Origin of the sequence: Paenibacillus sp. NFR01, from assembly GCF_900111565.1 — a bacterium.
Taxonomy (GTDB): domain Bacteria; phylum Bacillota; class Bacilli; order Paenibacillales; family Paenibacillaceae; genus Paenibacillus_AQ.
Genome location: NZ_FOIK01000001.1, coordinates 519,688 through 545,874, shown reverse-complemented (window position 1 = coordinate 545,874; position 26,187 = coordinate 519,688). Strand labels below are relative to the sequence as shown.

21 protein-coding genes are annotated in these 26,187 nt (G+C 51.8%); 6 read left to right on the top strand and 15 right to left on the bottom strand.

What is annotated here, in order from left to right; genetic code table 11:
• Window positions 1-67 precede the first annotated feature (67 nt).
• Window positions 68-1,480: an MDR family MFS transporter gene (locus BMW84_RS02395; RefSeq protein WP_091064049.1), complete on the top strand. Its 1,413-nt coding sequence runs from the start codon at window positions 68-70 to the stop codon at window positions 1,478-1,480.
• Window positions 1,481-1,885: 405 nt separating this feature from the next.
• On the top strand, window positions 1,886-3,766 hold the full coding sequence (locus tag BMW84_RS02390; RefSeq protein ID WP_254772839.1) for an ATP-dependent DNA helicase: 1,881 nt from the start codon (window positions 1,886-1,888) through the stop codon (window positions 3,764-3,766).
• 59 nt (window positions 3,767-3,825) lie between these two features.
• Here BMW84_RS02390 and BMW84_RS02385 read toward each other — a convergent pair whose 3' ends face one another.
• The 4 genes from BMW84_RS02385 to BMW84_RS02370 form a co-directional block, all read right to left on the bottom strand.
• Window positions 3,826-4,818: an alpha/beta hydrolase gene (locus BMW84_RS02385; RefSeq protein WP_091067965.1), complete on the bottom strand. Its 993-nt coding sequence runs from the start codon at window positions 4,816-4,818 to the stop codon at window positions 3,826-3,828.
• Window positions 4,819-4,932: 114 nt separating this feature from the next.
• A complete protein-coding gene (locus tag BMW84_RS02380; RefSeq protein ID WP_091064044.1) occupies window positions 4,933-6,063 on the bottom strand; it encodes a Ger(x)C family spore germination C-terminal domain-containing protein in 1,131 nt (376 codons plus the stop codon).
• Entirely contained in the window at window positions 6,060-7,157 is a 1,098-nt protein-coding gene (locus BMW84_RS02375) for a GerAB/ArcD/ProY family transporter (protein WP_091064041.1), read from the bottom strand. Before BMW84_RS02375 ends, BMW84_RS02380 begins: the two co-directional genes overlap by 4 nt.
• Before the next feature lie 30 nt (window positions 7,158-7,187).
• Window positions 7,188-8,555, bottom strand: a complete 1,368-nt coding sequence (locus BMW84_RS02370) for a spore germination protein (protein ID WP_091064040.1) — start codon at window positions 8,553-8,555, stop codon at window positions 7,188-7,190.
• A 176-nt stretch (window positions 8,556-8,731) separates the two neighbouring features.
• Between BMW84_RS02370 and BMW84_RS24910 the strand changes: the two genes are divergently transcribed.
• Window positions 8,732-8,833 carry a YjcZ family sporulation protein gene (locus BMW84_RS24910; protein WP_217646113.1) on the top strand — a complete coding sequence of 34 codons (102 nt, stop codon included), beginning with the start codon at window positions 8,732-8,734 and terminating at the stop codon, window positions 8,831-8,833.
• A gap of 69 nt (window positions 8,834-8,902) precedes the next feature.
• Here the strand turns inward: BMW84_RS24910 and BMW84_RS02365 are convergent, their stop codons facing one another.
• Window positions 8,903-9,673, bottom strand: a complete 771-nt coding sequence (locus BMW84_RS02365) for a DODA-type extradiol aromatic ring-opening family dioxygenase (protein ID WP_091064038.1) — start codon at window positions 9,671-9,673, stop codon at window positions 8,903-8,905.
• Window positions 9,674-9,825: 152 nt separating this feature from the next.
• Here BMW84_RS02365 and BMW84_RS02360 point away from each other — a divergent pair, with 152 nt between their 5' ends.
• Complete coding sequence (locus BMW84_RS02360) at window positions 9,826-10,377, top strand: helix-turn-helix domain-containing protein (protein WP_091064037.1); 552 nt, start codon at window positions 9,826-9,828, stop codon at window positions 10,375-10,377.
• Window positions 10,378-10,439: 62 nt separating this feature from the next.
• On the opposite strand, the gene BMW84_RS02355 is transcribed toward BMW84_RS02360, so the two are convergent.
• From BMW84_RS02355 to BMW84_RS02325, 8 genes are all read right to left on the bottom strand, one after another.
• Window positions 10,440-10,739: a heme biosynthesis protein HemY gene (locus tag BMW84_RS02355; protein ID WP_091064035.1), complete on the bottom strand. Its 300-nt coding sequence runs from the start codon at window positions 10,737-10,739 to the stop codon at window positions 10,440-10,442.
• 95 nt (window positions 10,740-10,834) lie between these two features.
• Window positions 10,835-11,011, bottom strand: coding sequence for a hypothetical protein (locus BMW84_RS24640; protein ID WP_175498647.1), 177 nt, complete (start codon window positions 11,009-11,011; stop codon window positions 10,835-10,837).
• Between the two features lie 233 nt (window positions 11,012-11,244).
• Entirely contained in the window at window positions 11,245-12,702 is a 1,458-nt protein-coding gene (locus BMW84_RS02350) for a sulfatase-like hydrolase/transferase (protein WP_091064034.1), read from the bottom strand.
• Window positions 12,699-13,949, bottom strand: coding sequence for an alkyl sulfatase dimerization domain-containing protein (locus tag BMW84_RS02345; RefSeq protein WP_091064029.1), 1,251 nt, complete (start codon window positions 13,947-13,949; stop codon window positions 12,699-12,701). Before BMW84_RS02345 ends, BMW84_RS02350 begins: the two co-directional genes overlap by 4 nt.
• A gap of 27 nt (window positions 13,950-13,976) precedes the next feature.
• A complete protein-coding gene (locus BMW84_RS02340; protein WP_091064026.1) occupies window positions 13,977-14,819 on the bottom strand; it encodes an ABC transporter permease in 843 nt (280 codons plus the stop codon).
• Window positions 14,820-14,850: 31 nt separating this feature from the next.
• Window positions 14,851-15,624, bottom strand: a complete 774-nt coding sequence (locus BMW84_RS02335) for an ABC transporter ATP-binding protein (RefSeq protein WP_091064023.1) — start codon at window positions 15,622-15,624, stop codon at window positions 14,851-14,853.
• Window positions 15,621-16,622, bottom strand: a complete 1,002-nt coding sequence (locus BMW84_RS02330) for an aliphatic sulfonate ABC transporter substrate-binding protein (protein WP_091064021.1) — start codon at window positions 16,620-16,622, stop codon at window positions 15,621-15,623. Before BMW84_RS02330 ends, BMW84_RS02335 begins: the two co-directional genes overlap by 4 nt.
• Window positions 16,623-16,848: 226 nt before the next feature.
• Window positions 16,849-17,445, bottom strand: a complete 597-nt coding sequence (locus tag BMW84_RS02325) for a TetR/AcrR family transcriptional regulator (protein WP_175498646.1) — start codon at window positions 17,443-17,445, stop codon at window positions 16,849-16,851.
• Between the two features lie 172 nt (window positions 17,446-17,617).
• Here BMW84_RS02325 and BMW84_RS02320 point away from each other — a divergent pair, with 172 nt between their 5' ends.
• On the top strand, window positions 17,618-18,763 hold the full coding sequence (locus BMW84_RS02320) for an anaerobic sulfatase maturase (protein WP_091064016.1): 1,146 nt from the start codon (window positions 17,618-17,620) through the stop codon (window positions 18,761-18,763).
• A 121-nt stretch (window positions 18,764-18,884) separates the two neighbouring features.
• Window positions 18,885-21,731: a glycosyl hydrolase gene (locus BMW84_RS02315; RefSeq protein ID WP_091064013.1), complete on the top strand. Its 2,847-nt coding sequence runs from the start codon at window positions 18,885-18,887 to the stop codon at window positions 21,729-21,731.
• Between the two features lie 105 nt (window positions 21,732-21,836).
• Here the strand turns inward: BMW84_RS02315 and BMW84_RS02310 are convergent, their stop codons facing one another.
• Window positions 21,837-22,955: a response regulator gene (locus tag BMW84_RS02310; protein ID WP_175498645.1), complete on the bottom strand. Its 1,119-nt coding sequence runs from the start codon at window positions 22,953-22,955 to the stop codon at window positions 21,837-21,839.
• A 35-nt stretch (window positions 22,956-22,990) separates the two neighbouring features.
• Entirely contained in the window at window positions 22,991-26,044 is a 3,054-nt protein-coding gene (locus tag BMW84_RS02305; RefSeq protein ID WP_091064009.1) for an ATP-binding protein, read from the bottom strand.
• Between the last annotated feature and the right edge of the window lie 143 nt (window positions 26,045-26,187).

Genomic DNA, 26,187 nt, shown 5'->3' with positions numbered 1-26,187 from the left:
ACAAAATGGGGGTACGATGTTCTTGTTTCCCAGGAAACAAAATTACAGCAAGAGAAAGGATCAATCGATGTCAAACACGAAAGCAAAAGAAAACGGACTCCCCAAAGACATTCTCATGGCCGCATGGGCAATAGCCCTTGGCGCCATTGCTCCCATGCTGGACTCCACAATGGTCAACATCGCCATCGACAAACTAACGAAAGACTTTAACACAACGCTGAATATGATCCAATGGGCCGTTACCGGCTATGTGCTGGCTATGGCTATTGCCGTTCCGGTCTCCGGATGGCTGATGAACAAATATAATGGAAAGAAAGTGTTCATCGGTGCGGTTGTCGCCTTCGGCGTCACCTCCGTGTTGGCCGGGGTCAGCTGGAACGTCACGAGTTTCATTTTATTTCGCCTGGTCCAAGGCTTCAGTGCCGGAATCATCACTCCGCTCATGTCCACGCTGCTGGTGAAGACAGCCGGTCAGGAGAATCTCGGAAAAGTAATGGCCATCGTCAGCACCCCGATGATCTTCGGCCCTATTCTGGGGCCTGTCCTTGGAGGCTTCATTATCCAGGGTGCTTCATGGCACTGGATCTTCTTCATCAACGTATTTATCGTTGCGATTGCCGTCCCCCTGATGCTGCGGAGCATTCCTGACTTTGCACCGTTCAACAAAGACAGCGACCTCGATGCTTTTGGAATTATTGTTTTATCCCTCATCAGCGCAGCGCTGATTTACGGAATTACAAAGGCAGCGGACCACGCTGCTTTTACGAACCGCGAATCCATGCTTTGGGTCGGCATCGGTCTTATTTTCGCCATCGTCTACTTCGTCTATAATGGCATCCGTAACAATCGGACGGTTCTGCCGCTGAATTTGTTCGCCCATAAAAGCTTCTCCGTAGCCAGTATCGGCCTGTTCCTGGCGAATATCGCCATCATGGGACCGATGCTGATCCTGCCCTTGTTCTTTCAGACCTTCCGTCACTTCACGGCAATCGAAGCGGCCCTTGCGCTTATTCCTCAAGGCGTCGGCATGCTCGTCACCCGCCCGCTCATCGGAAAAATGATCGACAAGGTCGGGGCCAAATCCGTCGTTCTGGTCAGCCTGGTTCTTTCACTGCTCGGATCCGTGCCGCTGGTCTTTGTCACCGGGCATACCGGAATGATCTGGATTTCACTCATCCTGTTCATCCGCGGTACCGGCGTTGGGGGCGTGATGCTTCCATTGACGAGCGACGCTTACTCGGGGCTGAACGACAACCAGCTTCCCGAAGCAGGCGTCGGGATCAACATGATCGAGAACCTCGGCTCAAGTTTCGGTTCGGCGGTTATGGCGACCGTTGTCGCCACGGTTGCGCAAGGCTTGCATCCAGCCTTGGCCGGAAGCCTGCGGGGTTATCACGCGGGATTTCTGGTCTCTGCGGTTGTCCTGGCCCTAGTGTTCATTCCCGGTTTGTTTCTTACGCATAAAAAAGCGCCCCGTTAAACGAGGCGCTTTAGCTACCGCAAATTTATTATTCCATACCCCTGTAACGTCCGCCGAATGCTTTCGGACTTACTGCATCGTTTTGGGCTGTTGTAAATGTTATATATCGCATTTAAGGAATATTTTGTTTTTATCGTATCGATAAACTCCCGTTTCTTCAAGAAATCAGATTATCGTACCATGAGAGACTCGCTTTCCCCTTGACTCCTTCCCCTTCCTGGCAGATAATTATGAGTTCATTGACTTGGAAAAGGGGCGATTGTCATTACTTGGTTAAACGGTCTTTATCAATCACAAGAACGGGAGCCTAAGAAGGACATTGAACCTGCGCTGGTCAATGCCATCTTTCGCATGTATGACCGGTTTCCCCGGATCGGTCTAAGGGAACGGCACGGCCAGCAGGATATGTCGCTGGATATCGCAGATGCTTATGTGCATGGCCGCAATGCCATGATCGAAGCCGGCGTCGGCATCGGCAAATCTTTCGCCTATCTCATTCCCGGGCTGGTGATCAACCAGCTTACGCGCCAGCCGGTCATCATCGCCACTTCCTCTATTCAGCTCTCCGAGCAAATCCATAAAGATTTGCGGGTCATCGGAAGCCGGCTCGGGTTCACCACGGTTCGTTCCGTCGTCGGCAAGGGAATGGGACAATATGCCTGCCGGTACCGGGCCGCAAGCCTGTACAAGCCTGAGGACGCCGACTCCCCTTTAAACCGGCTGGTTGAGCGCATTATGAACTATGAAATCGACGAGCGGGCCGATATCGAAGGCGGCGTCCGGGATGCGATATGGTCGGATGTCAACGTAACCGACTGCAAATTCGAGCACTGCCGCTATAAAACCACCTGCTCCTTCTACGACATGCGGGCGAAGATTAACGCCAGGCCCGGCGACATGGATTTTATCATCGTGAACCAGGACCTGCTGATCCGTGACCTGATCAAGAAAAAGGAAGGCGCCAAAGCCTTGATTGCCGAACGGCCCGCCTTAGTCGTCATTGATGAGGCCCATAATCTGGAGGCCAAGGTCCGCGACGCCCGAACGCTGGAATTCAGTTACCGGGGAACCCGCCGCGTGCTGGAGGATGCTTTACAGATTCTGTTTAAGCAATCCGCGGACAAGGAGCTCATCGCGCAAGTGAACTTCCTAAAAAAATGCACAGGCGAAATATTCAGGCAGGTCGAAGCGGATTTGCTCCGGGATGCCAAGCAGGACAATGACCGGATCAAAGTATCGGCGATGTTGAGCCTTCCGCTCCGCCGTGGCGCGCAGCTTATGAAAGACCTCATTCTAAGCCTCTCAGTGTTATCTTCCCGGAACGAACGGGAGATTGACGATACGTATGAGGCGATGAACGGAATCCTGGAGCTTTTTCAGGCGCTCTCCGGCATGCAGCAAAGCTATCTGATCTGGGCAAGTAAATCCCAGCAGGAGGCCACCCTCAGCATCTGTCCCAAAAATATAAGCCAGTTCCTAAAATCCACGCTATTCAATGGAAAAACCTCGGTGATTCTCACCTCGGCAACGATGTGCCAGGGCGGAGAAACGCTGGACGAGCAATATGCGTATCTGGCGCAATCCCTCGGTTACCGGGGCGATTATATGGAGCGCCAGCCGTCGCCGTTCGATTACGATCACCACACCATGATGTATATCGCCAAGGATATCCCTTACTACAATCACGAGAACCGGAAAGCTTATCTTGAAGCCGCCTACACGGAAATGGTGAAGCTCTGCAATTTGACCAACGGGCGGACCTTAGTGCTTTTTTCGGCAAAAGAAGATATGAAGGATGTGCATGAGCGGCTGATCGCCGAAGGAGATCATATCCCCTGGGCGGTTCATGTTCAAAAAGAAGGCTCGTCCCAAGACGGTGTCATTGCGGAATTCCGCGGCAGCAAAGGCGTGCTGCTCAGCACCGGCGTCTTCTGGGAGGGCATAAATATCGAAGGGCCTGACCTGTCGCAGGTTATCATTTTCCGGCTCCCGTTCCCGGTTCCGGCGGAACCGGTCTATGAATACAAAGCTTCTTTGGCGGAGCATCCCCTGAAAGAAGTGTTTGTGCCGGATATGCTGCTGCGCCTGAGACAAGGGACCGGACGGCTGATCCGCAGCGAGACCGACTTTGGCGTCCTCAGCATTCTGGATTCGCGACTGTCTGCCGCAGCGAAAAAGGATTACCGGGAGAAGGTACTGAAGACACTGCCCTTCAAAAAGGTGACGGAGGACTTCCGGGTCCTGGAGAAGTTTGTGAAGGCGAAGAGAATTCGCTATACGGTATAAAAATAGGGAGTATCCCAGGCAGCCGCACGCGGCTAACGGGACACTCCCTTTTGTTCGTTCTACAATACTTTCTTCAGCCACAAATGGGCAAGCTGCGGCCAGAGGGCGATTGCCTCATCCGGCTGCGTCTCCTGCTCGAAGTAGCGGAACTGCTCCAGAAGGACCTCCCGGACGTTCGCTCCTTTTGTCAAAGGGTAACTTTTGTACGGCTCCGGCAATTCAATCCCTTGGTCGAGCATCTCCTGCAGCCCGGCGTACATTTGCTGCAGCGTGTAATCCCCGCCATAGTGACCGGATACCCACACCTGATTGCACAAGGACAGCCCATGATGCCCGTTGCCGAAGACATGCAGCTCAAACGGGACACCTTGTGTTTTGCAGGCATCAGCAAAGAGATAGCTGTTCTCGACCGGCACCGCCTCGTCCGTTGCCGTGTGCCATAGAAAGACCGGAGGCGTCGATTTCGTCACCTGCTGCTCCAAAGACATGTACGCCAGCTTGTCCGGGTTTGCATCTGCTCCCAGCAGCGCATCAAACGAGCCGCGGTGGGCAAATTCGCCCGACGAGATGACCGGATAAGACAAGATTACGGCGTCCGGACGGTTGCTGAAGGCTTCGTATTCGCCGCTCAGCTTCAATTCTTCCGCCTGATGGTGGACAGCCAGGCTTCCGGTGAGATGCCCGCCGGCGGAGAAGCCGCAGACCGTGACCTGACCGGCGTTCACGCGGAACGTACCGGCTTCCTTACGCACGAACCGTACCGCTTTGGACAAATCCCGGAGCGGCTGAAAGCCGAGCGGCCCGCTGTTAAACATATTCGTGGTATACGTAACCACAAACGTGTTGTATCCCTTTTCATAAAACGCCTGGGCAACGATCTCCCCCTCTGTAGGGGATACCACCCCATAGCCCCCGCCGGGAACCACGATAATCGCTGGTCTGGCGAGTTCATCTTCATCATGCACGTACGCCGCGATATCGGGAATGAACGATCCCAGTACGGGATAGGCATACTCTTCCTTTGTCCATAACTCATACCTTTGATGAAACACAGCAATCCCACCCCTTAAGCAATAATGGTAATAGGCATATTCCGAAAAATGGAACGCTCTCTTGACCATTATAGCTCCTTCTGACAAAAAACAAAGAGGGCCGCAAGCCGGAATTTATTCAGCCTCCGTATTAAGAATCTCAACATTCATTTTCAAATCTACGGGTAAATGGGGATAGTCGGTTCTCCAGTCCAACGCCTCCCAGGTTGCCGGATGAAAGGCTCTGATCCGATCACCAATATCGAGAAGATCGCAATTCGCTTTTTGTAACTTCTCAATTGCCGTAATTGCAACGCTCTGCAGGTATTGGCCGAATTCCTTTTCAACCTGTTGTACGTACTTCTTTTTGAACGGATGGCCTTCCCCGTCGATTTGGTATACGTTTACGGCCAATTGCACATGAATGGATGCGGTAGGCAGGCTGCCGGATTTAGGGATAACAGCGGTCTTCGACTTTACTTTTTTAACGGAAAAAGCAAACTCATCGCCTTTTGATCCTCCGGCAGATGGTGCAGATCCCTTATCCTCTTGAAGCCTCCCGGTTATCTTTTGCATGCCTATGTTCCTGCCTAACATTAACATGACTAAACGGATTTCTTCATTGCTGAGCTTGATCCCGGTACTCATGCCGTGACGAAACAATAAAGCTCCACCCAGTTCCAGTCCTGAATCGGATGGTCTTACAACCGGGAGCGCAATATCTTCCAGTTCATCTTCTTTGGATAATATGAAATGCATCATCGATACGTTGGAGATAATCCCGTTCGTTTCCAGTGAAGCGATCAACCGGTTCACCTTTTTCGAAAAATCATCCTGCGAAACTTCCGTGTGCAAGAATTCCGAAACCGAACCTTCGTAAACGACAACAGGAGCATTTATGGATGTGTAAGGAGCATGAAGTAAATAACCAAGGCTTTTAATCGGATTGTTCGAGGCGAACGCTTCGCTCATCAAAAAAAGCCGCGTGTTGCTCGCGAGGAATGGCCCTTGTTCCTTATACTCTCCTTGCCCGATAGCTTCAATTAAGCTTGATGCTTTTAGTTCCGTTGTCTCGGTAACCGCTTCTCCGCCGCCTTGTCCCGCGTTTTTGATTTGGGTGACGGCAAAACTAAGCTTGAACTCTCCGTTTTTTTTATCAAAATCAAGACCGGCGATATCCACTAAATGGATGTCACGCAGCCGCATCTGATCCCAGCATCCCGTCAATACCAGCAGCAATATCAGACACGTCCCCACTTTTTTCATCGAAGGTCCGCCTTTCTCCGCAGGATCGAGACGAGCAGCAGGATCGTTGGAAAAAACAGGATAACAACAATACTTACATTTTTATGATAAGCCGAAAAATCCAGCAGCCATTGGCGGTTGGAGCCTAGTTGTCCGAGTCCAAAACAGAGCGCAGCGATCCCCCATACGATAAGAGAATGCTGCGGAATTTCTTTCGTACCCGCGAAAGCGAGATATCGGGCGGACAAAAATAAATAAACATAAACGGTAGCTAAAGTCACTAAGAGCCACAACGCCAAAAATAAAAGATCAAGGCTTTGCACGACGGGCCATGCGAATTGACGAAGAATAAATATCATGGGTTCAAACACGGAATTCAATTGATTTTCGCTGAAACTGTAGGTCACAATGACAGTTATCAGCACATAAAAAAAGGTCGTGAACCCATTAGCCGCAGATACCGTGAGTAAAATATGTTTTTTTTTGCGGCACTTTACATAAGGGAACACGTAAAGCAGCAGTTCATAGCCGGCGTAAGCCCAGAAGCTCGGAAGAGAATCTATTACGATTGAGCGGAGTTTGTGATTCAGAATCGGCATAAAATGGAGCATGTCGCCTTTTCCCGTTCCGCTGATAAAAACAATGAGAAAGCAGGCCAGAAAAACAAGCATCAGAGTCTCCGTTATCGTACTGATGGATTGCAGCGAAGAAGTGGCAATATAAGCGGTTACCGCGAACATGACTCCAGTGATGACCCACCAAGGCGTACTGTAAAGCATCCATCGGCTAAGGACATCGATATATCCAACCATCACCGCAAGGCAGGACTCTGCGCAGTATAAGCAAAACAATAGATTGATGAAGGCTCCCAGAGGTTTCCCGACAATGATAGATATGTATTGGGGCAATGTACGTTGCCCGAATCTTTTTCCGAGGAAATAAATAATTAGGATCCCCAGCTGGGCATACACGCCGCCGAGTAAAACGGCCATCCAGGCGTCATGGCCCGAATGCCGGGATTCATCATAGGGTATCGCCAGGATATGAACGCCAACTTGAGTCAGGATGACGAGACAAAACAGTTGTTTAAGACTTATTTTATCTGTACTGTTCATTCAACGGAGCCCCCTATCATCCTGCGAGTTTTATTTTTTCACGGGTCCTCGGAAGATCGTATCGTTTATTTTGGAACCCGAAAATCCCGAATAAAAATAAGGGATGCCCATCGTGTTCACGCGCGCAAGATGGGCAAGAACCAATAGAAAGGCAAGCACTAGACCGATCAACCCCAGTATCGAGGATAAAATAATAAAGGGATAGGTTAATAGCCGGGCCGCACTTCTCATTTCGTACGAGGGAATGATAAACGAAGCAATGGCCGTAAATGCAACAACGACAACCATCATCGTGGATATTAAATTCGCCTGAACAACAATCGTTCCAATCACGATCCCGCCTACGACCCCTATCGTCTGGCTGTTAAAACTTTCGAGACGAATCGTCGCTTCACGCAGAATTTCAAGCGTAACCAGCATAAATATGGCCTCAAGGACCGGAGGAATGGCGATATTCGCCATCGTACTTTGCATGGTCAACGCTACTTCATACGGTAAAATCCGGGGGTCGAAGGATACCAAGGCTACGTAGGCGCCAGGCAAACAGATGCCGAGAATAAAGCTCACAATACGAAGAATGCGAAAGGAACTCCCAATGATCCAATTCACCTGATAGTCATCCGGACTTTGAAAAAAAGCCCAAAAGGATACCGGAACTATCATGCAATCCGGAGAACCATCGATCAAGATGGCGATTTTCCCATCCAGCAAGTAGGATTTGATTCGATCCGGCCTTTCGGTTACAAGAATCCGCGGAAACCACGTGAATTTCCCGTCCTGAATTAAATCCTGGATGAAGCCGAGCGCTTCAATCTTATCGATATCCAAGCGGCTAAGCTTATGGTCAAATTCAGCCAGAACCTCTTTGTTGGCGAACGAATTCAAATACAACATGGAAATCCTGTTTTTCGACTTACGGCCGAGTTCGTATTGTTTTACCGCCAAATCAGGTGTGACCATTATTTTCCGGATCAGATTAATGTTTGTATCCAAATTTTCGTTCAGCGCTTCATTAGAGCCGCGCAAAACGCGTTCGTTCAGCGGGATACTGATGGAGCGTTCTTTGGAGAGTTCGGTTCCAAGCAAATAAAACTTCGGCTCAAGATCGTTTTGCAGGACGGTCTTCCCTTCAACCAAGGCCATCAGGGCAGCTGAAATCAGATCTGATTCGCTGTAATCCAGAATCGAAATGGCCTCACGGACCTTAGCTTCCTTGCTGCCAAGAAGAGGGCGGATGATATGTTCTTGCACCACAGCAGGATCAACCATCGTATTCAAATAAAAAAGGAACCAGGAGCGTTCACCTGCCACAAACGTAATCGATTTGAAATCCGAACTCTCGGACAAAAGCTCCAGCAACCGCTTCTTATTTTCTTCTGCGGACGGATCGGCAATCATTCTGGCCATTCCTCTCTATGTTGGATACACCCATAATTTCCCCTTGAAATTTCTTTTTTATCCCTTTCATTCATTTCCTGGCTTTCTATTCACTTGGTAAGCAGATAGGCATTCGCACTTCCCTTCCACAAATACACACATACATTAGTGTAGAAAGTTATGAAGGAGGGATTGGAATGAGCGAATGTGCAGGCGGTTATCCCCCGGTAGGCTTTACGTCCACAACAGTCATTCTTGTACTTTACATTCTCCTGGTCATTGTATTGGCAACATTCTAAGTGATCAAAAAAACGTACTAAGAGCCTGGCACTTTTGCCAGGCTCTTTTTCATTGACACAGTTATAAGCTTAATTAAACTGCCAGCCACTAAGGCTAAGGTTCCCGTATTGATACTCCCGGTGCAGCAGCTTCGCGCTGCGGCCCGCATCGCCTGCGCCCATTGCGAGCAGAAGCGGAATAAAGTGTTCGCTCGTAGGCACGGCTTCCTTGGCATATGGCGCAAGCTCACGGTACCGGAACAGGGCTTCCGTATCCCACGCCTCCACCTTCTCCTGAATCCAGCTGTCGAACTGTGCGGCCCAAGTGTCGATACCGCCGGAGCCCCAGTTCAGCGCCCGCAGATTATGAACGATGCCGCCGCTGCCGATAATCAGCACATCCTGTTCGCGCAGCTCGCCCAAAGCTTTGCCGATCTCATATTGCTGCTCGTTGCTCAGATGGCGGTTGACAGACAGCGCCACGACTGGAATGTCCGCCTCCGGATACAGCAGCTTCAGCACGGCCCATGCCCCGTGATCCAGCCCTCTGGTTTCATTCTGCACGCTCTTTATGCCCGCTTTGGCAAACAAAGCCTGAATCTGCTCCGCCAGCTGCCGGTCGCTATGGGCCGGGTACGTCATCTGGTACAGCTCATCCTGGAATCCGCCGAAATCATAAATCGTTTCGTAGGTTGCGGCAGCACCAACCGTCTGTACCGGCTCCTCCCAATGCGCGGAGAACACCACGATTGCTTTCGGTTTTGGCGTGTTCAATCGGAACTGCTTCATCAAATCGGTATATCCGTTCTCTTCAAGAACGATGGACGGCGCGCCGTGCGCGAAAAAGTAAGATGGAATCATATGAATCACTCCTTATGGATGGGTTATAATATTAGCAATAAAAATATATTTTCTATATTTGTAATTTACTCCTGCTGCATTGACCTGTCAATCTAAAAATTGATAATATAAAATTATATTTTGTATTACAAATATTATGGAGGTGTCCCCGGATGGATATAGGCTCCTCGATACGAGCAATTCGTAAACGGAAGAACATTACCATCGCGCAAATTTGCGAAACCACCGGCTTATCCCAGGGTTTCATGAGCCAGGTCGAAACCAACAAAACCTCGCCGTCCATTGCGACGCTGGAGAATATCGCCGGGGCCTTGAAGGTTCCGCTCGCATACTTGCTTCTGAAGAAAGAAGAACGCATGCAAATCGTCCGCAGGAATGAACGGACCGTCTCCACCAGCGGCGCAGACCAATTGAAAGTGGAGCATTTGAGCTCTACCAAGAACATGCGGATGCGGATCGTCGAAATGCCGCCCGGCTCTTCAACCGGAGATACCCCCCATGCGCATGAAGGCGAAGAGATCCATATGGTGATCCAAGGGAAGATTTACGCAGAGCAAGGAGAAGACGGCGCGGAATTTGGCGAAGGGGATTCCTTCAGCTGGAATGCGTGCACGCCCCATTTCGTGAAAAATATCGGGGATGAAACCGCCATCGTGCTGATCTCGATTTATACGGAGAGCGAAAACCGTGAGGAATGGATATAAACAAAGCCCGCAAGCAGCCGATCCGGCCAATTGCGGGCTTCTTTTTCAAATCAAAGGACTCCTTATTTCTCAAGGAACCCGGTAGAAGGATTGGTGATGAAAAAGCCTTCCTCAGGCACATAGAAAAATTGAATCCACACGCCGTCCAGCAGCGGCTCGCGCGTATCCAGCAACACTTCGATGTCCTTGTCCGTAGCGACAACCTCATCATGCTCGGTCGGCGTATCCAGCGTAATGGCATAATGGCCGTGATTGCCGTGGTTCTGTGTAATGACTACGCGGATCATTTTGCCTTCCGCTTCAGGGGTTTTAAGCATATCTTTCAGAACTTTCGCTGCATTGCGGTTTATTTTACACTTCATCTTCCGGCGCCTCTATTCTTCATAATATACAGTAAGGAGTTTATTATAACACAAATCAAGATACTATATATAATTCAGTGAATATAGAGGCTTCCTCAGCCTGCGTTCTTTATATAAACTTCCTCGCTGGAGACAGGCACCGCAAGAATATGGCAGAGAATATAACTCTTCTCTTCTTCCGATAATTGCGACTTTTGCAGCAGATCGTGAATTTTGCGCTCGATGGCCTGAACCTGTCTGAGAAATTGATCAATTTCATATTGTTCCGTCATCTTTGACTCCTCCTTGGGGCGTCGCTTGCGTTTAACAACCTTAGTGTAGCCGCCAAGGATTAAATTGCGGTAAAGAGAGGATTAAGAAAACATTAACTCGCAAAAAATCTGCCGGGTTTTTTTACATAAAACAAGACTGCACCCTATATGGAGTACAGTCTTCCGGTTAAAAAATCCTGATGACCAAGTAGCTCTTAATTCATCAGGATTTACTTTACGATTTGTGAGTGGCTCTATTTAACGTCCGGTACCGGCGTAAACGGCACCTTGAACCCTTGGGAGACAACATGCTCGCGTCCGCCATGAAGCCGGAGCCGGCGCGCCTGATCCTGCTTGGCAGCGGCATTGATCATGCCGGGATCGCCGATCTCGTCAATCAGCTGACGTTCGAAGCGCCGGATGACTTCCTTATACCGCGGATCGGCTGCTAGATCGGTCAGTTCATCCGGATCCTGCAGCAGATCGAACAACTGCGGCGGATAATCGACGTAATGGACGTACTTATACGTCTCATCGCGCAGCATGAAGACTCCGGTAATGCTACCGGCGGCGTGATATTCGGAGAATACGGTACGGTTAGGCGCCGGTGCTCCTTTCACGAGCTTCAGCAGCGATTCGCCCGGCAGGTCGCGGTCTTCCTCCTTCAGCGGGACTCCGACCGCATCCAGAATCGTGGGGAAACAGTCCACCAGAGATACATTTTCCGTGACCCGGATGCCCTTCGGCAGGTCCGGCCCGGAAAGAATCAGCGGGATAGCCGTTGCGCCTTCGTACATCGTCGACTTGAACCATAGGCCATGCTCACCCATGGAGTCCCCATGGTCCGAAGTGTAGATGATCCGCGTGGTCTGGTCCAAACCGCTATCCCGCAGAGCGGACAACACTTGGCCCACCTGGGCATCCATAAACGTGCATAGACCATAATAAGCAGCGATGGCTTTCCGTATCGTCGCTTCATCCAGTTCATCGGCCAGCCCGCTTAACCGGCGGTATTCCTCCAGCACAAAATGCTTCGGACGTTCGTGAAGTCCGTATTGCTTCGGAAATACCACACGCTCCGGAGGGTATAAATCGTAATACTCCTGCGGCGCGATCAGCGGAAAATGCGGGCAGGCGTAGGAAACAAACAGCGCCCACGGCTCCTTGCTGACCGGCGCTTCATTCCGCAAATAGTTAACGGCTTCTGCGGTAACGGCCCGGTCAAATTGGGTATAGGAGGACTCGCCGGGTCCTGCGTCCAGAATTTGCTTCCGGCCGACGCCTTCCTTGATCGGTATATGGGCTTCCCTGACCAAGGTATATAAATCGCCGACCCCGTTCAGCACATGCATCGGCAGCCGCTGATCTGCAAATCCCGTATCGTCCGTTTCATTGCGGTAATGAAGTTTGCCGATGGTAGTTACCGCAATCCCCTGCTCCTCCAGACGGTGACCCCAGCTCGGAACGTCGCCGGTATAAGGCGCCGCATTGTCCCAGGCGCCGATATCGTGAGGATATCGGCCGGTAGCAAGACTTGCGCGCGCCGGTACGCAGATCGGGCTGTTGGTGTAGGCATTCGCGAAGCTGATGCCCTGCCGGGCAAGCTCGTCGAGATTCGGCGTCTGCACGACCGGATGCCCGCCGCTGCCCAGCATCGCGCGGCTGTGCTGGTCGGACATGATAAACAGCAAATTTTGCGGATCCGAACTCATCCCTCAGCCCTCGCGCTCAACTGCCGAGCGCTGCCTTTATAGAAGTTATGGTAGAACAGATTGTTGGAGCGGCCGGCCAGCTCTTCCAGCAGTTTAATTTTGAGCTGAACGGCTTCTTTCGACGTTTGCCCGCTATCATCGATCAGTAAATCGACGATATGCAGAGCGAGCTGATGCTGCCCTTCGGCCTGCAAATGTTCCGCTTTCGCCAGCACCTTCGCCTCGTCGCCGATCAAATCTAAAACCGCCGTTCGAACCTGCGCCTCCGGCGACGGCGCCAAATGCGTCGGATTCCCGTCATACCAGCCGGTATACCGCCGGTAGATTCCGCGAATGACAAACTCCCGTGTTCCATAGACTTGCCGCAAATAAGGGCTCTGTTCCAGACGTTCCGGAAGCTTAATGTCCGCAACCGCCTTTTCTACGGGCGAGCCTTGATTAATATGCAGGATCGTTTGCTCCTCCAGGAACCGCAGCGCGTCCGAGGTATCGCGGAGCGCATCCCGGAGCGCTTCCGGCTCCGTCAGACTGGGCCCATGTCCCGGTGCGATAATCCGCGGCTGCCAAGCGAGAACGCGATCGAGCGTTTCATACCATTCACGGGCGTATCGCAGCACCTTGTTCGGATTGCCCACGTTCGGGAATGTCCAAATGATGAAGTCTCCGATGTACACGACACGGTCTTCCGGGATATAAACAATGGTTGCATCGTCTGTTTCGCCTTTCCCGTGCACGAGACGGAAGGTACGCCCGCCGAATTCCAGCGTATACTCCTGGTCATATGTGATATCCGGGTAAACGTAAGACGGCTGACCGCCGGCAAATCCGTCGGTCTGAAATTGCAGCGCGTTAATCGACAGATGGTGATCCCACAGCCTGGAATAACGTTCAAACCGCCGGGATACGTTCCGGTGAGCGATAACAGTCGCCCCTTCCCGCTTGAATACCGCCGCGCCGCCGACATGATCTTCATGCCCGTGGGTATAGATGAGGTACCGGATAGGCAGAGACGTTCGTTTGCGGATTTCAGCTAGTACAGCCTCGCCCCCTGCGGCGGATACGGTAGAATCTATGACGACGACGCCATCTTCGGTAATGACAAAACCGGCATTGCCCAGGCCGAATTGCACAGCGGAATAATACCCCTCCGCCAGTTCAATGATCCGTGAATCCTCTCCCGCCAGCCAGTTGACTCTCCCTTTTGCCGTTTCATCGGCATAACTCCGTTCAGCGGATATCTGCGACATGCGGCTCACTCCCCCTCTTGTTGTTTTTCAACCTTTATAGGTGTCCTGCCATTTCAGCAAACGATACTCGAGCAGACGGACGAGCGAATCCGAAAGCTTTCCCACCAATGCAAAAATCAAAATTCCGATAAAAACCACTTCCGTGCGCATAAAGGAACGGGCATCCTGGATCAGATAACCGATCCCTTGCTCTGCGCCCATGAGTTCGGCCACGACAAGGACCATCCAGGAGAAGCTGATCGAAAGCCGGAGTCCCAGCAGAAAGTTGGGCATCGCCGACGGCAGAACCAGCTTGAGCATCTGCTGCGTCCGACTGAATTCCAGAACCTTGGCGACATCGAACAGCTTGGCATCGACATTGCGCACACCAAGAAATGTATTGATATACAGCGGGAAGAATGCCCCCAGGGAGATCAGCAAAATTTTGGACAGCTCACCGTAACCGAACCACAAAATAAACAAAGGTGTAATGGCCAGCAGCGGAATCGCCCGGAGCATCTGTACCGTGGGGTCGATGTATTCCTCTGCTTTGTTGAACATGCCAACCAGCAATCCGGCGATAAGCCCGATACTGCCGCCTAGCAGAAATCCGAATAACGCCCGCAGTATGCTGACCCTTAAATGGGTGAGCAGCTCTCCGGAACGAATCATATTGTACAATTCCGATGCAATCGAGCTGGGTGCCGGAAAGAGCGCCGGGTCAGCGTATTGATGCATGCTGAGAAACTGCCATACGCCCAAAACCAGCAGCGGCAGCACACTGCCCCTTACCAAACGTCCCCCCCGCCTCCGCGGACTTTTTCGCGCCAGGGCTACAGGCTTCTCCGCCGGTCCTGCCAACGCTCCGTCGGGCAATGTCTGAACAGACATTCCAAATCATCCTTTCCAACCCATCATGAAGTTATATCGACCAGGCTTCTACTTCCGGCTCCGCATGTTCCAGCTGCTTCAGCACTTCGTTCCGTAATTCCTGGAAAGCCGCGCTAGTGCGGATACGGGGATACGGGAGATCGATCGGGATTACCGCTTTAATTCTGCCCGGCCGGGGAGCGAGAACGACCACCCGGTGGGACAGAAACACCGCTTCATCAATGTCATGCGTGACAAACAGCATGGTGCTGCGGTTCTCGCGCCAAATCTCCAGCAGTGAATCCTGCATATGCTTGCGGGTAAATGCATCCAACGCGCCGAAAGGTTCGTCGAGCAGCAGCACCTTAGGATTACGGAGCAGCGCCCGGGCAATGGCTACCCGCTGGGACATTCCACCTGACAGCTGTTTGGGATAGGCCTGTTCGAATCCCTGCAGCCCGACCAGCCGGATCAGTTCGCCTACCCGCTCGCGCACGTCATTGCTGCGCCAAGACAGCTCGGCGGCAATGTTTCGTTCGACGGTCAGCCACGGGAACAGCCGGTGCTCCTGAAAGATAAAGCCTTTATCCCTGGAAGGCTTGACGATCTTAGCCCCCTCCAAAAGCGCCTCGCCTGAGATTTCCGTGTCCAGCCCCGAAATAATCTTTAGCAGGGTGCTTTTGCCGCAGCCGCTCGGTCCGATGATGGAGACGATTTCGCCGGGCTGCACCTGCAGCTTAATCCGATCAAGCACTAGGTTTGATCCTTTATCGGTGGAGAACGTCTTGCTTACGTTGTGAATCTCCAGTAAAGGCGTCTGCGTCATGGCGCCAAGGCCTTTGTAACGAAGGCGTTATTGACGGAATCGGAATATTTGATTTTCTTCTTGAGGAATTTGGCGTCGTAAAGATAATCCGCCGATTTCTGCTGGGTCGAAATAATCGCCGGCGTTATCGGGGAGAGCTTGGCGACCTGGTTGGATAAAATCGCTTTAACGACCGCTTTGGGAATCTTCTTCTGGTCCGCGAACAGCTGGGCGGCTTCATCGGTATGCGTGTTCTGCCAGTTCACGGCTTGCTTATAGACTACCAGGATGTCTGTTACAATGTCGGGATGCGCTTTGGCAAAAGCGTTTCTGGCTATAAGCGTGATCGGGGCCGAGATGTTCTCGTTCCCTCCCGCAATGCTCACCGCTTTCTTTTGCAGCGTAAGCTGGGTCGTGTACGGATCGATCGTCGCCCAGACATCCACTTTGCCGCCCAAAAAGGCGGACTGGGCTTCAGGTTGAGCCAGGTTGACGATCTTGACGTCTTTTTCCTTAAGGCCGTATTTGGCCAGCACTTTGACGAGGAAAACATGCGAGGTGGTACCTTTTGCGACCGCTACGGTTTTACCTTTCAAATCCTTTACGGTGGCAATGCCGCTGTCCGGTGCGACCAGAATCGAATTCAGCCGCGTGCCGTCGCTTACCAGACCGATGCCGGAAAAAGGAAGTCCGGCCGACAATCCCTGCAGAGCCGCGCCGTCACCGAGTACGGAGATATCCACTCTTTTGGCAGCCAAAGCTTCCAGTATAGGAGGACCGCCGACAAATTCGCTCCAGGTAACGGTTGCGTTGTACTTCTTCAGCACATCGTCCAGGAGACCCTTCTCTTTGATGATGGACAAGATGTTGAGCGATCCGTTGATCGCAATGTTGACTTTAATTTCTTTGCTTTCGGCATGCGCCTTCTGCGCCGGTAGCGGGACGATAACGGCAGCGAGCAGGGCGACAATGGCAACGATGCGTACAAATGTGGCTGTAAATCTTTTTTTGGATTTCATGGGATCATCCTTCCATCATTTAAAGTTTTCTTATGAAATTACTCGGGTTTAAGACGAGAAAAGACCACGCTTGTGATCCCGCCTACTGATGAAGAGATCCATCTCCGGTCATCCGGTCAATGAAGGAATACATTTCGTTACAGAATGATTCATGAGTCATTTTGTTAGCCCTATTGTAATCGGGCAGACTTGGGCTGTCAATCCCTATTGTTCTGCCCGGATTTGATTAATTTGCAGACAGCAGCTTTAAGAGATGCTCGTGGGCGGAAGCCGAAGAATGCGTAAATCCGCGAATTTCCCACATTCCGATGCCTGTGAGCAAAGTAACCGTAATCAGTGCCAATTCCTCCGGATCGCCGGCGGTTATACATCCTTCCTGCTGGCCTTTTCGAATGATTCCGGCAAGCAGCTGCTGATTGTGCATCATCCGCTGATGGATATCCTGCTTTTTGGCATCGGACAGCAAGTCGGAAGCCTGGGCTTGCAGCAGAACCCAATAGGCTTTGCCGGTGCGGTAATCCGCCAAATAATATTCCGTCAACCAGCGAATCTGGTCCAGCGCATTCCCGGGCTGTTGGCCGGCATGGGTCAGCATATCCGTGTACAGCTGCTGCGAGCGCTGAATCAGCGTATCCAGAAGCTCTTCTTTGGATTGAAAATAATTATAAACATGGCCGTGGCTTAACCCGGCGCATTGGGCGATATCGCTCATTTTACAGGCTTCGATTCCACGTTTGGTGAACATGGTGAACGCAGCGTCGATTATCTGCTTTTTTCTGAGCGCGCGCTGCTGAAGATCTTTTTCAACGTTACGTGGCGACAAGGTAATCCCTCCGGACAGCAATTTGAAATCCTCTTGTATCATAAGCGGTAATATAAAGGATTTCAATGAAACCCGGCGGCGGCGAGACTTTTCTCACTGTGCCGCCCTGCTTACCCTGATTAGTATAAGGATCAACGTGATTTACGAGATAATGATGGAGGTGACGCACCCCATGTGCGCTGCAAATTCAACGAAGCCCGGGCTGGGCGTGTTATGGAAAACGGTATCGGAGAGCTGCAATCTGGCCTGCGACTACTGCTATTACAGCACTTGCGGGGGCAAACCGCAGCAAATCGACCGCATTCCTTCCGATGTCCTGGATCGCTTGATCAAAGCGTATATGGCCGGATCATCCGGAAGCGTCTCCTTTGCCTGGCAGGGAGGCGAACCACTGCTGGCGGGCCGCGATTTTTATCGGGAGGTTGTCTATCTGCAGGCCAAATACGCGCCGCCCCATACCGTAATCAGCAACGCGGTCCAGACGAACGGCACGTTAATCGATGAAGAGTGGGCGGAGTTTTTCGCTAAATATAGCTTCCTGGTCGGAGTGAGCCTGGACGGTCCCGCCTCCATCCATGATGCGCACAGGGTCAATGCGGCAGGCCACGGCAGTTATGACCGCGTGATGCGCGGAATTGCGATGCTCCGTCGGCACCGGGTCGACTTCAACATATTGACTGTCATCCATGAGGATCATGTGGGACAAGCTGCGGAGTTAATGGCTTTTTACCTGCGCGAAGGCTTTACTCATGTTCAGTTTATCCCCTGCATGGACTTTCGGGCTCAACAGACCAACCGTCCGCCCGAGTTTCGGATCACAGCGGAGCAATACGGGGATTTTTTATGCGAGAGCTTTGATCTCTGGTATAGCGGCGGTCAGCCGCTGATCTCGGTCCGTTTCTTCGACAACCTGCTGCTGCAGCACCTGGGGCGTGAGGCGGAGTTGTGCACCCACCAGGCTTCCTGCCCGAAGACGCTTATCCTGGAACAGAACGGCGACGCATATCCCTGCGATTTTTACATCAGCGAGGAGTACCGGCTCGGCAACGTCGGAAGAGATCGGCTGGAGGACATTTGGGCCAATCCCATATATGAAGCGTTTCTGAATAAAAAGGCCGATCTTCCGGATCGCTGCAGGCGCTGCGAATACCGCTCATTCTGCCACGGCGGCTGTCCGCGCAACCGGAGCCGGAGCCTTGCAGACCAGAGCGTTCTTCCGGATTATTTTTGCGAAAGTTACCGAAAGGTCTATGCATATTCTTGGGACCGGATGCGTTTGCTTGCCTCGCGAATCCGGTTCGGCGGGAGCTCAAATTAGGCTTGAAATGCGGGTTCGTTTCCGGCATAATGTATTCGAAAGCGGTTTCGAGAGGAAATGACTTCTTTTTCGAAATCGCTTTCGGCTGTTATGCACGCAAAACTAAATAAGGAGGATTCAAATGAAAAAAGCATTTCGTTTGGCCATGTCATTCCTTCTTCTTTTTGCCGTGCTGCCTGGAACGGGCTTCGCATTCAGCGGAGAAGTCACGCTCGGTTCCGGCAGTTATTCCACCGTTCTTCCTCCGGGAGCGACGGATGTGCAATCCCAGATTTACAAGACCTCCAATGTTACGGGCAAAATGCCGACCAACGACTGGTGGAGCAGCCTAGCCTGGACGCAGTATTCCAACGCCCAATTTCCGCATCCGCTGGCGGTCAAGAACCAGAGTGACGGCATGCGCGTCTATTATCCGGGCAACCGGATCACGGCGAACTCGGCGGCCATTGCCGGCTGGATGAACGATATTCACGACTTTACGGTTGGGCATTCCGCAGTTACCACCTTTCCGGTTGCCAAGGTTGATGGATTTAACGACTGGTTTGTGAAAGCGCTTTATCAAAATGGTTCGAACTCGATGACCGCCACTTACGGGCATGGCTCGCCTTACATTTACTACACCTATACGGGCGGCAATCCCGTGCTGAAATTCTATACGCCGCCGACCATATGGTCCGGCAACGCCAGCAGTTCCGTGCTCGGCATCACGATGGAGGGCGCGCATTACGCCCTGTTCGGTCCAACGGGCAGCACCTGGTCGGGCATCGGCACCACGACGCTGACAAACAATCTGAACGGAAAGAACTATTTTTCCATTGCGGTTCTCCCGGACAACACCGCGGCCACGCTGAACAAATTCAAACAATATGCGTATTCCCACGTGACGGACACGAAAATTAATTATTCCTATAATTCGTCTAACAGCCAGGTATCGACAACTTTCACCTACACGACGACCGCTAAGGAAGGCACCCAGAACGGTACGATATTTGCCCTTTATCCTCATCAATGGAAAAATACATCGACTCCGCTGCTCTCCTACACGTACAATTCCGTGCGCGGCACGATGAAGACAGCGGAAGGCAGCTCGTTTACAACAACGATGAAATTCACAGGTGTATTGCCGTCGCTGCCTGACAAGGGTACGTATAACAAAACGACGCTGGGCAGCTATATCAATGAGGAAGAAGCCCTCGCATATACCGGCGGCACCGATACGTATTACATCGGCAAACGAATGGGCAAGCTGGCGGTCCTTGCGCCGATTGCCGACCAGGTCGGAGACACCACTGCAGCGAACCAATTCCGCAACGAGATCAAAACCCGGCTGGAGGATTGGCTGAAAGCGAGCAATGCCAGCGGGGCGATCGACAGCTCCAATCTGTTCTACTATAACAACAACTGGGGTACCGTGATCGGCTATCCGGCGAGCTTCGGCAGCGCCGAAGAGCTAAACGACCACCATTTCCATTACGGCTATTTCATCAAAGCCGCGGCGGAAGTCGCGCGCACCGACAAAAACTGGGCCACCCAATGGGGGCCGATGGTCAATCTGCTGATCCGCGACATCGCGAACTGGGACCGCAATGACACCATGTTCCCGTTCCTGCGCAACTTTGACCCGTATGCCGGCCATTCCTGGGCTTCCGGCCATGCCAAATTCGACGACGGCAACAACAACGAATCGTCTTCCGAAGCGATGAATGCCTGGACCGGGCTGATCCTGTGGGGCGAAGCCACCGGTAACACAACCATCCGCGATCTCGGCATCTATCTCTATACCACCGAAATGAACGCCATCAACGAATATTGGTTTGACGTGAGCGACACGAACCACCCGGCTTCCTACACGCCTTCCGTCGTGACCATGATCTGGGGCGGCAAAGGCGCCAACGGCACCTGGTTTACCGCCAACCCGGAGCAGGTCCATGGCATCAACTGGCTGCCGATTACGGCGGGCTCGCTCTACCTCACCGCAAACCCTAGCTATGCCAACAAGAACTACCAGGCCATGTTATCGGAGAACGGCGGCACCAACTGGGATATGTGGCGCGATCTGATCTGGATGTACCGGGCGATCTCCGACCCGACGGATGCCAAAAACCAGTTCAGCGCAGGCATAGGCTCCATGTCGAGCAGCGCGGCGGAGAACGCCGGCGGGCCGGAAGGGGGCAATTCCAAAGCCAATACGTATCACTGGATCTATAACCTGGATGCGATGGGCAACGCCGATCCGTCTATCACGGCCAACTCGCCGATTGCGGCCGTCTTCAACAAAAACGGCGCAAAAACGTACATTGCCTACAACTACTCCAACTCGGCCAAAACCGTCACCTTCTCGGACGGCACATCCGTAAGCGTACCGGCGAACAGCTTCAATACCGGGAACGGCGGCGGTACCGGCGGGGACACTACCGCGCCGACAACGCCGGCCAATTTGACGTCGACGGGGAAAACCTCAAGCAGCGTCTCCCTGTCCTGGTCGGCTTCGACTGACAATGTAGGCGTGACGGGCTATACCGTATATTACAGCGGCGGCTCGGTCAATGTCACCGGAACGACGGCTACCGTCAGCGGCCTGTCCGCCAACACCGCCTATACCTTCACCGTCAAAGCCAATGACGCGGCCGGCAACCAGTCGGCGGCAAGCAATGCCGTTTCAGTAACAACCGACGCGAGCAGCGGAGGAGGCGTCATTACGACGCCAGATTACAGTGTACAGGTGACCAAGGCATCGTCTACGTCGGCCAAAATCACTTTTACTCCAACCACCACTGCCCTGTATGTCGACGTGCATTACACGATCAACAACGGCGCGCAGCTGAACCTGCGCATGAACAACAGCGCCGGCGTTTGGGATTACACCGTAACCGGAATCAACGCCGGCCAGACGCTGAAATACTGGTTCACTTACGAGAAATCCGGACCGCAATACGATTCTCCGCAATATACGTATGTGATGCCTTAATCCCAGCCTAAGACATAAACAACAAGCTCCCCATGCCGTGCACAGGCGAACAATCAAACCTGTTACGGGACGGGGAGCTTTTTTTGCGGAACCGCGGAGGCTCCGTCAGATTTCATTCATCATTTTTCGAAGCAGCGGTTCCATAAACCCCGGCTGATCCACACCCATCTCTTTCTGCAGCGTTTCTTGCATTTTGTGGTAATGCAGAAGAAAGGAGCTTCGGTCTTTCCGGTGCAGGTAGATACGTAAAATCATTTCATGCGCTTCTTCTTCAAAAGGGACGATGGTGAGCATAAATTGCAAAAAGTCGTAGGCTAATTGAAATTCTCCGGCCTTCATATATGAACGGGCCAGAGCCTTGGACATCTCTCTGAAGCTTTGATACGCCTGCTCCCTCGCGCCTTCCGACCACGCGTAATCCTTATAGCCGAATAGCGGTCCCTTGAATAACCGGAGGATCTTTTCCGTTTCGGCGGGCGAATCGGCGGCAAGCGCTGCCGTGTTACCCTTGCTCCGTTCCTCAAATTGGATATAATCGCAGTCGTCCAGTAATTGGAAATAATAATAGCCTTTTTTGGCGCTCAAATGAATACGGATTCCGTTCTCCAGCAAAGTCTTCTTCATGCGGAAGACAGTCGTATGCAGGTTTTGCTCCGCTTTGCCCGGCTCGTGCTCCGGCCACAGGCTTTCGCAGATCAGCCATTTGGAGATATTGGTTTCCCTGTGAATCAAGAAAAAGGCCAGCAATTCCTCCGCCTTCGCGGTCGGAAAATCGACAGGCTTCTGATCACTTGCCCGGGGGACGGAATAATGCCCGAAACACCGGATCAGCGGAGCGGCTTCTTTGGGTCTGGCGTCGGATTTTCCGATGCGTCTGCGTAACCGGTTCAGGGTATCCGAGAAGGAAATTTCATCGACCGGCTTGAGCAAATAATCGAGCGCATTTACGCGGAACGCTTCCAGCGCATAATGATCGTAAGCCGTAACAAAAACAATCTCCACCTTTTCATCCAGCTCCAATAAGGAAGCCGCCAGCTCGAGCCCGTTCATTCCAGGCATGTCGATATCGAGAAAAGCCACATCCGGCAGCAGCCGCGGGTATTCCTTGAGCAGCTCGGAGGGTTTGGTGAACACCCCGGCAATTTCGACATCCTCCCGGCCATCCAGGATTTGCTGCATACGTATTACGGCTAGTCTTTCATCATCCACGATGACAACTCTCATGAATATCCTTCCTTCTTCCGCTGCATGGAGCAAGGTCAAATTCGGTACTGGAACCGGACCCTTGTCCATTCTCCTTCTACGCTGGATACATGTAATTCCTCGCTATGGAAATGTCTCAACCTCCGGGTGATGTTGGCCAGGCCTACGCCGCGTCTCTTGGAAACGGCATCTTCCGCAAGCCATAATCGATCGATCCGCTCCCGGTTCAGGCCGACGCCGTTATCCCAAACCTCAACGGTAACCCGGCTGTTTTCCAGTGCAACGGACAGTCTGACCGTTCCACCGTCCTCTTTCTTCATTACCCCATGGCGGATGGCGTTCTCTACCAAAGGCTGAATGGTTAACGGCAGTATTTTTTTCATCAAAACATCCGGATCGATATCATATTCGATATGAAGCCGTTCCTCGAATCTCGCTTTTTCAATCTCCGCATAGGCTTCTACGAGCTGAAGCTCATCCTGCACCAGCACGAAGTGATCCGGCTTGTGATCAAAGCTTCTTCTCAAGTAATAGCTTAAATGCGTCATCAATTTCTCCGCTCTTAATCCATCCGTTCGGCATAAAGCAATGATGGAGTTCAGGGAATTGAACAAAAAATGCGGTTTGATCTGCGACTGGAGAAAATCGATCTCTGCCTTTAATGCCGCCTCGACTGAATGTTTGAGCTGGAGCAGGGTCTCCGTACGGGCCCGTACCTCCGATGCGGCAAAAGGTTTGACGATAAAATCGTTCGCCCCGGCTTTAAACCCGGCCGCGATATCGTTTGCGGAATTCATCACCGTCAGCAAGATCACCGGCATTTCAAACAGGGAATATTGCTTGCGGATCTCCCGGCAAACTTCCAGACCCGACACTTTGGGCATCATTACGTCCAGCAGAACCAAATCGATATCGGAGCGGCTGCGGAGCAGTTCCAGGGCTTCTGCGCCATGGGCTGCCCATAACAATTGATACGGTTCATCCGCGAATAACTGGGTCAGAACCTGCAGATTCGCCGGCTCGTCATCCACGGCCAATATCGTAAAGCCGCCTGCTTCCCGCTGCGGCGATTCCATCGGGCTTTGCCGTTCATTTTGCGAAAAAGCTTCCCGGGTCGCAGCAGTTTCCTGAAACGCATCCGGGCTTTCGGAATCCACCGGGATCGTAAACGCCATACAGGTGCCCCGTTCCGGTCCCGACCACTCCACCCGAATCTCCCCGTCCATCAGATGCAGCAATTTCCTGCTGATGAACAGTCCCAACCCCGTCCCTCCATATTCATAAGGGGAATGCGCTTGTTTGAAGGGTTGAAAAATATCGTCCCAATCCGCCTCGTCAATCCCTGCGCCGCTGTCCTCAACAAGGATCTTCACACGGTTCTCCAGAACCTGTGCAGAAACCGTAATGGTCCCCTCTTGCGTGAATTTCGCGGCATTGCCGATCAGATTGTGAAGAACCTGTTTCAGCCTGTTCTCATCCGCATAAATGAACGGTAACCCTTCCGGAATCGCATTCACCAGCCTGATTTTTTTACCGGCGATCACATGCTGGAACAAATCAAAAACAAGGGAAACCACCATCCGGACATCCACTTTGCCAAGCTGGACCGTCAGCTCGTTTCGTTTGATTTTTTCCATGTCGAGTATATCGTGAACCAGAACGGACAGCCTGCTGGAGGTGTCTCTGATAATGTTCAAATTCTGCATCTGGTTTGCCGTCCATTCTCCTGCCGCCGTCTCCAGCATCGCCTGGGACAAATTCATAATGCCATGAAGCGGCGTTTGGAACTCATGGGAGGTTTGAAGCAAAAATTCGTCCTTCTGCCGATCGGCTTCCTGTAGCTTATCGGCCATTTGTTCTATGGTCTTGTAAGCCTCGGAGTAACGGTAGGATAAAAGGAACGATACCAGAAAACAGAAGCTTAAAATGGCGAAATACCCCAGTTTGTACCCGGAAACCAGACTTGTCAGGTATAAAGCGTAATCGATCAGGCCGACGACGTAACAGGTTAAGCCCAGAATGAAAAGCCCTAGGCTTATTTTGCTGAAATCGCTGAGTTTTCCCCGCAGATAGGAATGGAGCAGTACGATGATAATCATGCTATACACTCCGACTTGCATAATGCTGACCGGCAGGTTCAAACTGGAGTACCACTGGAACGGAGTGAACAGGACAACCGCAACGTAAACCCCGGTCCCATAGGCAGCCATATTCAAAAACCTGCGGGAGATTAACCCTTTACACATGATCTTGATGAACAGGACCATAGGGATCAGCGAAGAATACAGCGACACGGCTTGAATTTTATAATAGAGCTCAGGCGTCCAATGAAAGTGTTCCACGATGACCCTGTCCCCGTTGCTGGCGAAGGACCAAGCGATAATGATACAGCTTAAGCCGAAATACAGGAGCCCTTTTTGTTCGCGTCTAATGATGTATACACCTAATTGGTAACAACCAAGCATGATAAGCGAGGCAATCAAGGTTAAATTGAGAATGGTAGAATTGATGTTAAAGATATTGATCCCCTGGGCGCTCCCGAAAAAAATCTCATAAGGAATTCCACCCTGAGGATTCTCATAATTCGCCGCATGGATGATAATTTCGGCCGTATCTCCCTGCACCGAAAAAAAGGCATTATACGGTTTATTCTCGTAGGTATACGTGCTTTGGGATAAAGCCGGCACACCGCTCTGCCCCACTTTATGCCCGTTCACGTAGATCTCGCTGGCCATACGAATATTTGAAACTCTTAACCCGTACACGGTTTCGGAAGGCTTCAGCTTGATAAGGAGCCGGTAGGTGGCGGCGCCCTTGGCAATCATCCCCCCGTCTTCTCCCTTATGCCACCAAAAGCCGGGCACCTCCATGAATCGTCTGGCCGCCTCCACCCCTGCACCGGGCTCCACCAGCTGATTCCAATAAAATTCCCATTGCCCGTCAAGCGGAACCACCTTGTTCGATTGCACGTTCCAGTCCGTCAAATCCAGTATGCCGTCACGGGCCAGCTTATGGGACTCTGCTTTGTTATCTGTAGCCTCGACCAGGCCAAAGATCAATAGAAAGGACAAGAAAGTCACAGATATCAGTGCCAAAAGCATTTTTCTCATTCACGATGTACTCCATTTCATGCCTTGCGGAAAGTCAGGAAAGTCCCGTTATGGTTCATTATATCAGCTTCTATCCGCAGAATTCGTAATCTTGCAAAAGAAAAACCGCCTTTGAAAAGCGTAGCTGCAAGCTTCCCTTTCAA

Excerpts from the sequence above, each read along its gene's own strand:
- BMW84_RS02395 (WP_091064049.1), top strand. The coding sequence starts at position 68 with ATGTCAAACACGAAAGCAAAAGAAAACGGACTCCCCAAAGACATTCTC.
- BMW84_RS02390 (WP_254772839.1), top strand. The coding sequence starts at position 1,886 with ATGTCGCTGGATATCGCAGATGCTTATGTGCATGGCCGCAATGCCATG.
- BMW84_RS02380 (WP_091064044.1), bottom strand. The coding sequence starts at position 6,063 with ATGAAAAAAGTGGGGACGTGTCTGATATTGCTGCTGGTATTGACGGGA.
- BMW84_RS02375 (WP_091064041.1), bottom strand. The coding sequence starts at position 7,157 with ATGAACAGTACAGATAAAATAAGTCTTAAACAACTGTTTTGTCTCGTC.
- BMW84_RS02370 (WP_091064040.1), bottom strand. The coding sequence starts at position 8,555 with ATGATTGCCGATCCGTCCGCAGAAGAAAATAAGAAGCGGTTGCTGGAG.
- BMW84_RS24910 (WP_217646113.1), top strand. The coding sequence starts at position 8,732 with ATGAGCGAATGTGCAGGCGGTTATCCCCCGGTAGGCTTTACGTCCACA.
- BMW84_RS02365 (WP_091064038.1), bottom strand. The coding sequence starts at position 9,673 with ATGATTCCATCTTACTTTTTCGCGCACGGCGCGCCGTCCATCGTTCTT.
- BMW84_RS02360 (WP_091064037.1), top strand. The coding sequence starts at position 9,826 with ATGGATATAGGCTCCTCGATACGAGCAATTCGTAAACGGAAGAACATT.
- BMW84_RS02355 (WP_091064035.1), bottom strand. The coding sequence starts at position 10,739 with ATGAAGTGTAAAATAAACCGCAATGCAGCGAAAGTTCTGAAAGATATG.
- BMW84_RS24640 (WP_175498647.1), bottom strand. The coding sequence starts at position 11,011 with ATGACGGAACAATATGAAATTGATCAATTTCTCAGACAGGTTCAGGCC.
- BMW84_RS02350 (WP_091064034.1), bottom strand. The coding sequence starts at position 12,702 with ATGAGTTCGGATCCGCAAAATTTGCTGTTTATCATGTCCGACCAGCAC.
- BMW84_RS02345 (WP_091064029.1), bottom strand. The coding sequence starts at position 13,949 with ATGTCGCAGATATCCGCTGAACGGAGTTATGCCGATGAAACGGCAAAA.
- BMW84_RS02340 (WP_091064026.1), bottom strand. The coding sequence starts at position 14,819 with ATGTCTGTTCAGACATTGCCCGACGGAGCGTTGGCAGGACCGGCGGAG.
- BMW84_RS02335 (WP_091064023.1), bottom strand. The coding sequence starts at position 15,624 with ATGACGCAGACGCCTTTACTGGAGATTCACAACGTAAGCAAGACGTTC.
- BMW84_RS02330 (WP_091064021.1), bottom strand. The coding sequence starts at position 16,622 with ATGAAATCCAAAAAAAGATTTACAGCCACATTTGTACGCATCGTTGCC.
- BMW84_RS02320 (WP_091064016.1), top strand. The coding sequence starts at position 17,618 with ATGTGCGCTGCAAATTCAACGAAGCCCGGGCTGGGCGTGTTATGGAAA.
- BMW84_RS02315 (WP_091064013.1), top strand. The coding sequence starts at position 18,885 with ATGAAAAAAGCATTTCGTTTGGCCATGTCATTCCTTCTTCTTTTTGCC.
- BMW84_RS02310 (WP_175498645.1), bottom strand. The coding sequence starts at position 22,955 with ATGAGAGTTGTCATCGTGGATGATGAAAGACTAGCCGTAATACGTATG.
- BMW84_RS02305 (WP_091064009.1), bottom strand. The coding sequence starts at position 26,044 with ATGAGAAAAATGCTTTTGGCACTGATATCTGTGACTTTCTTGTCCTTT.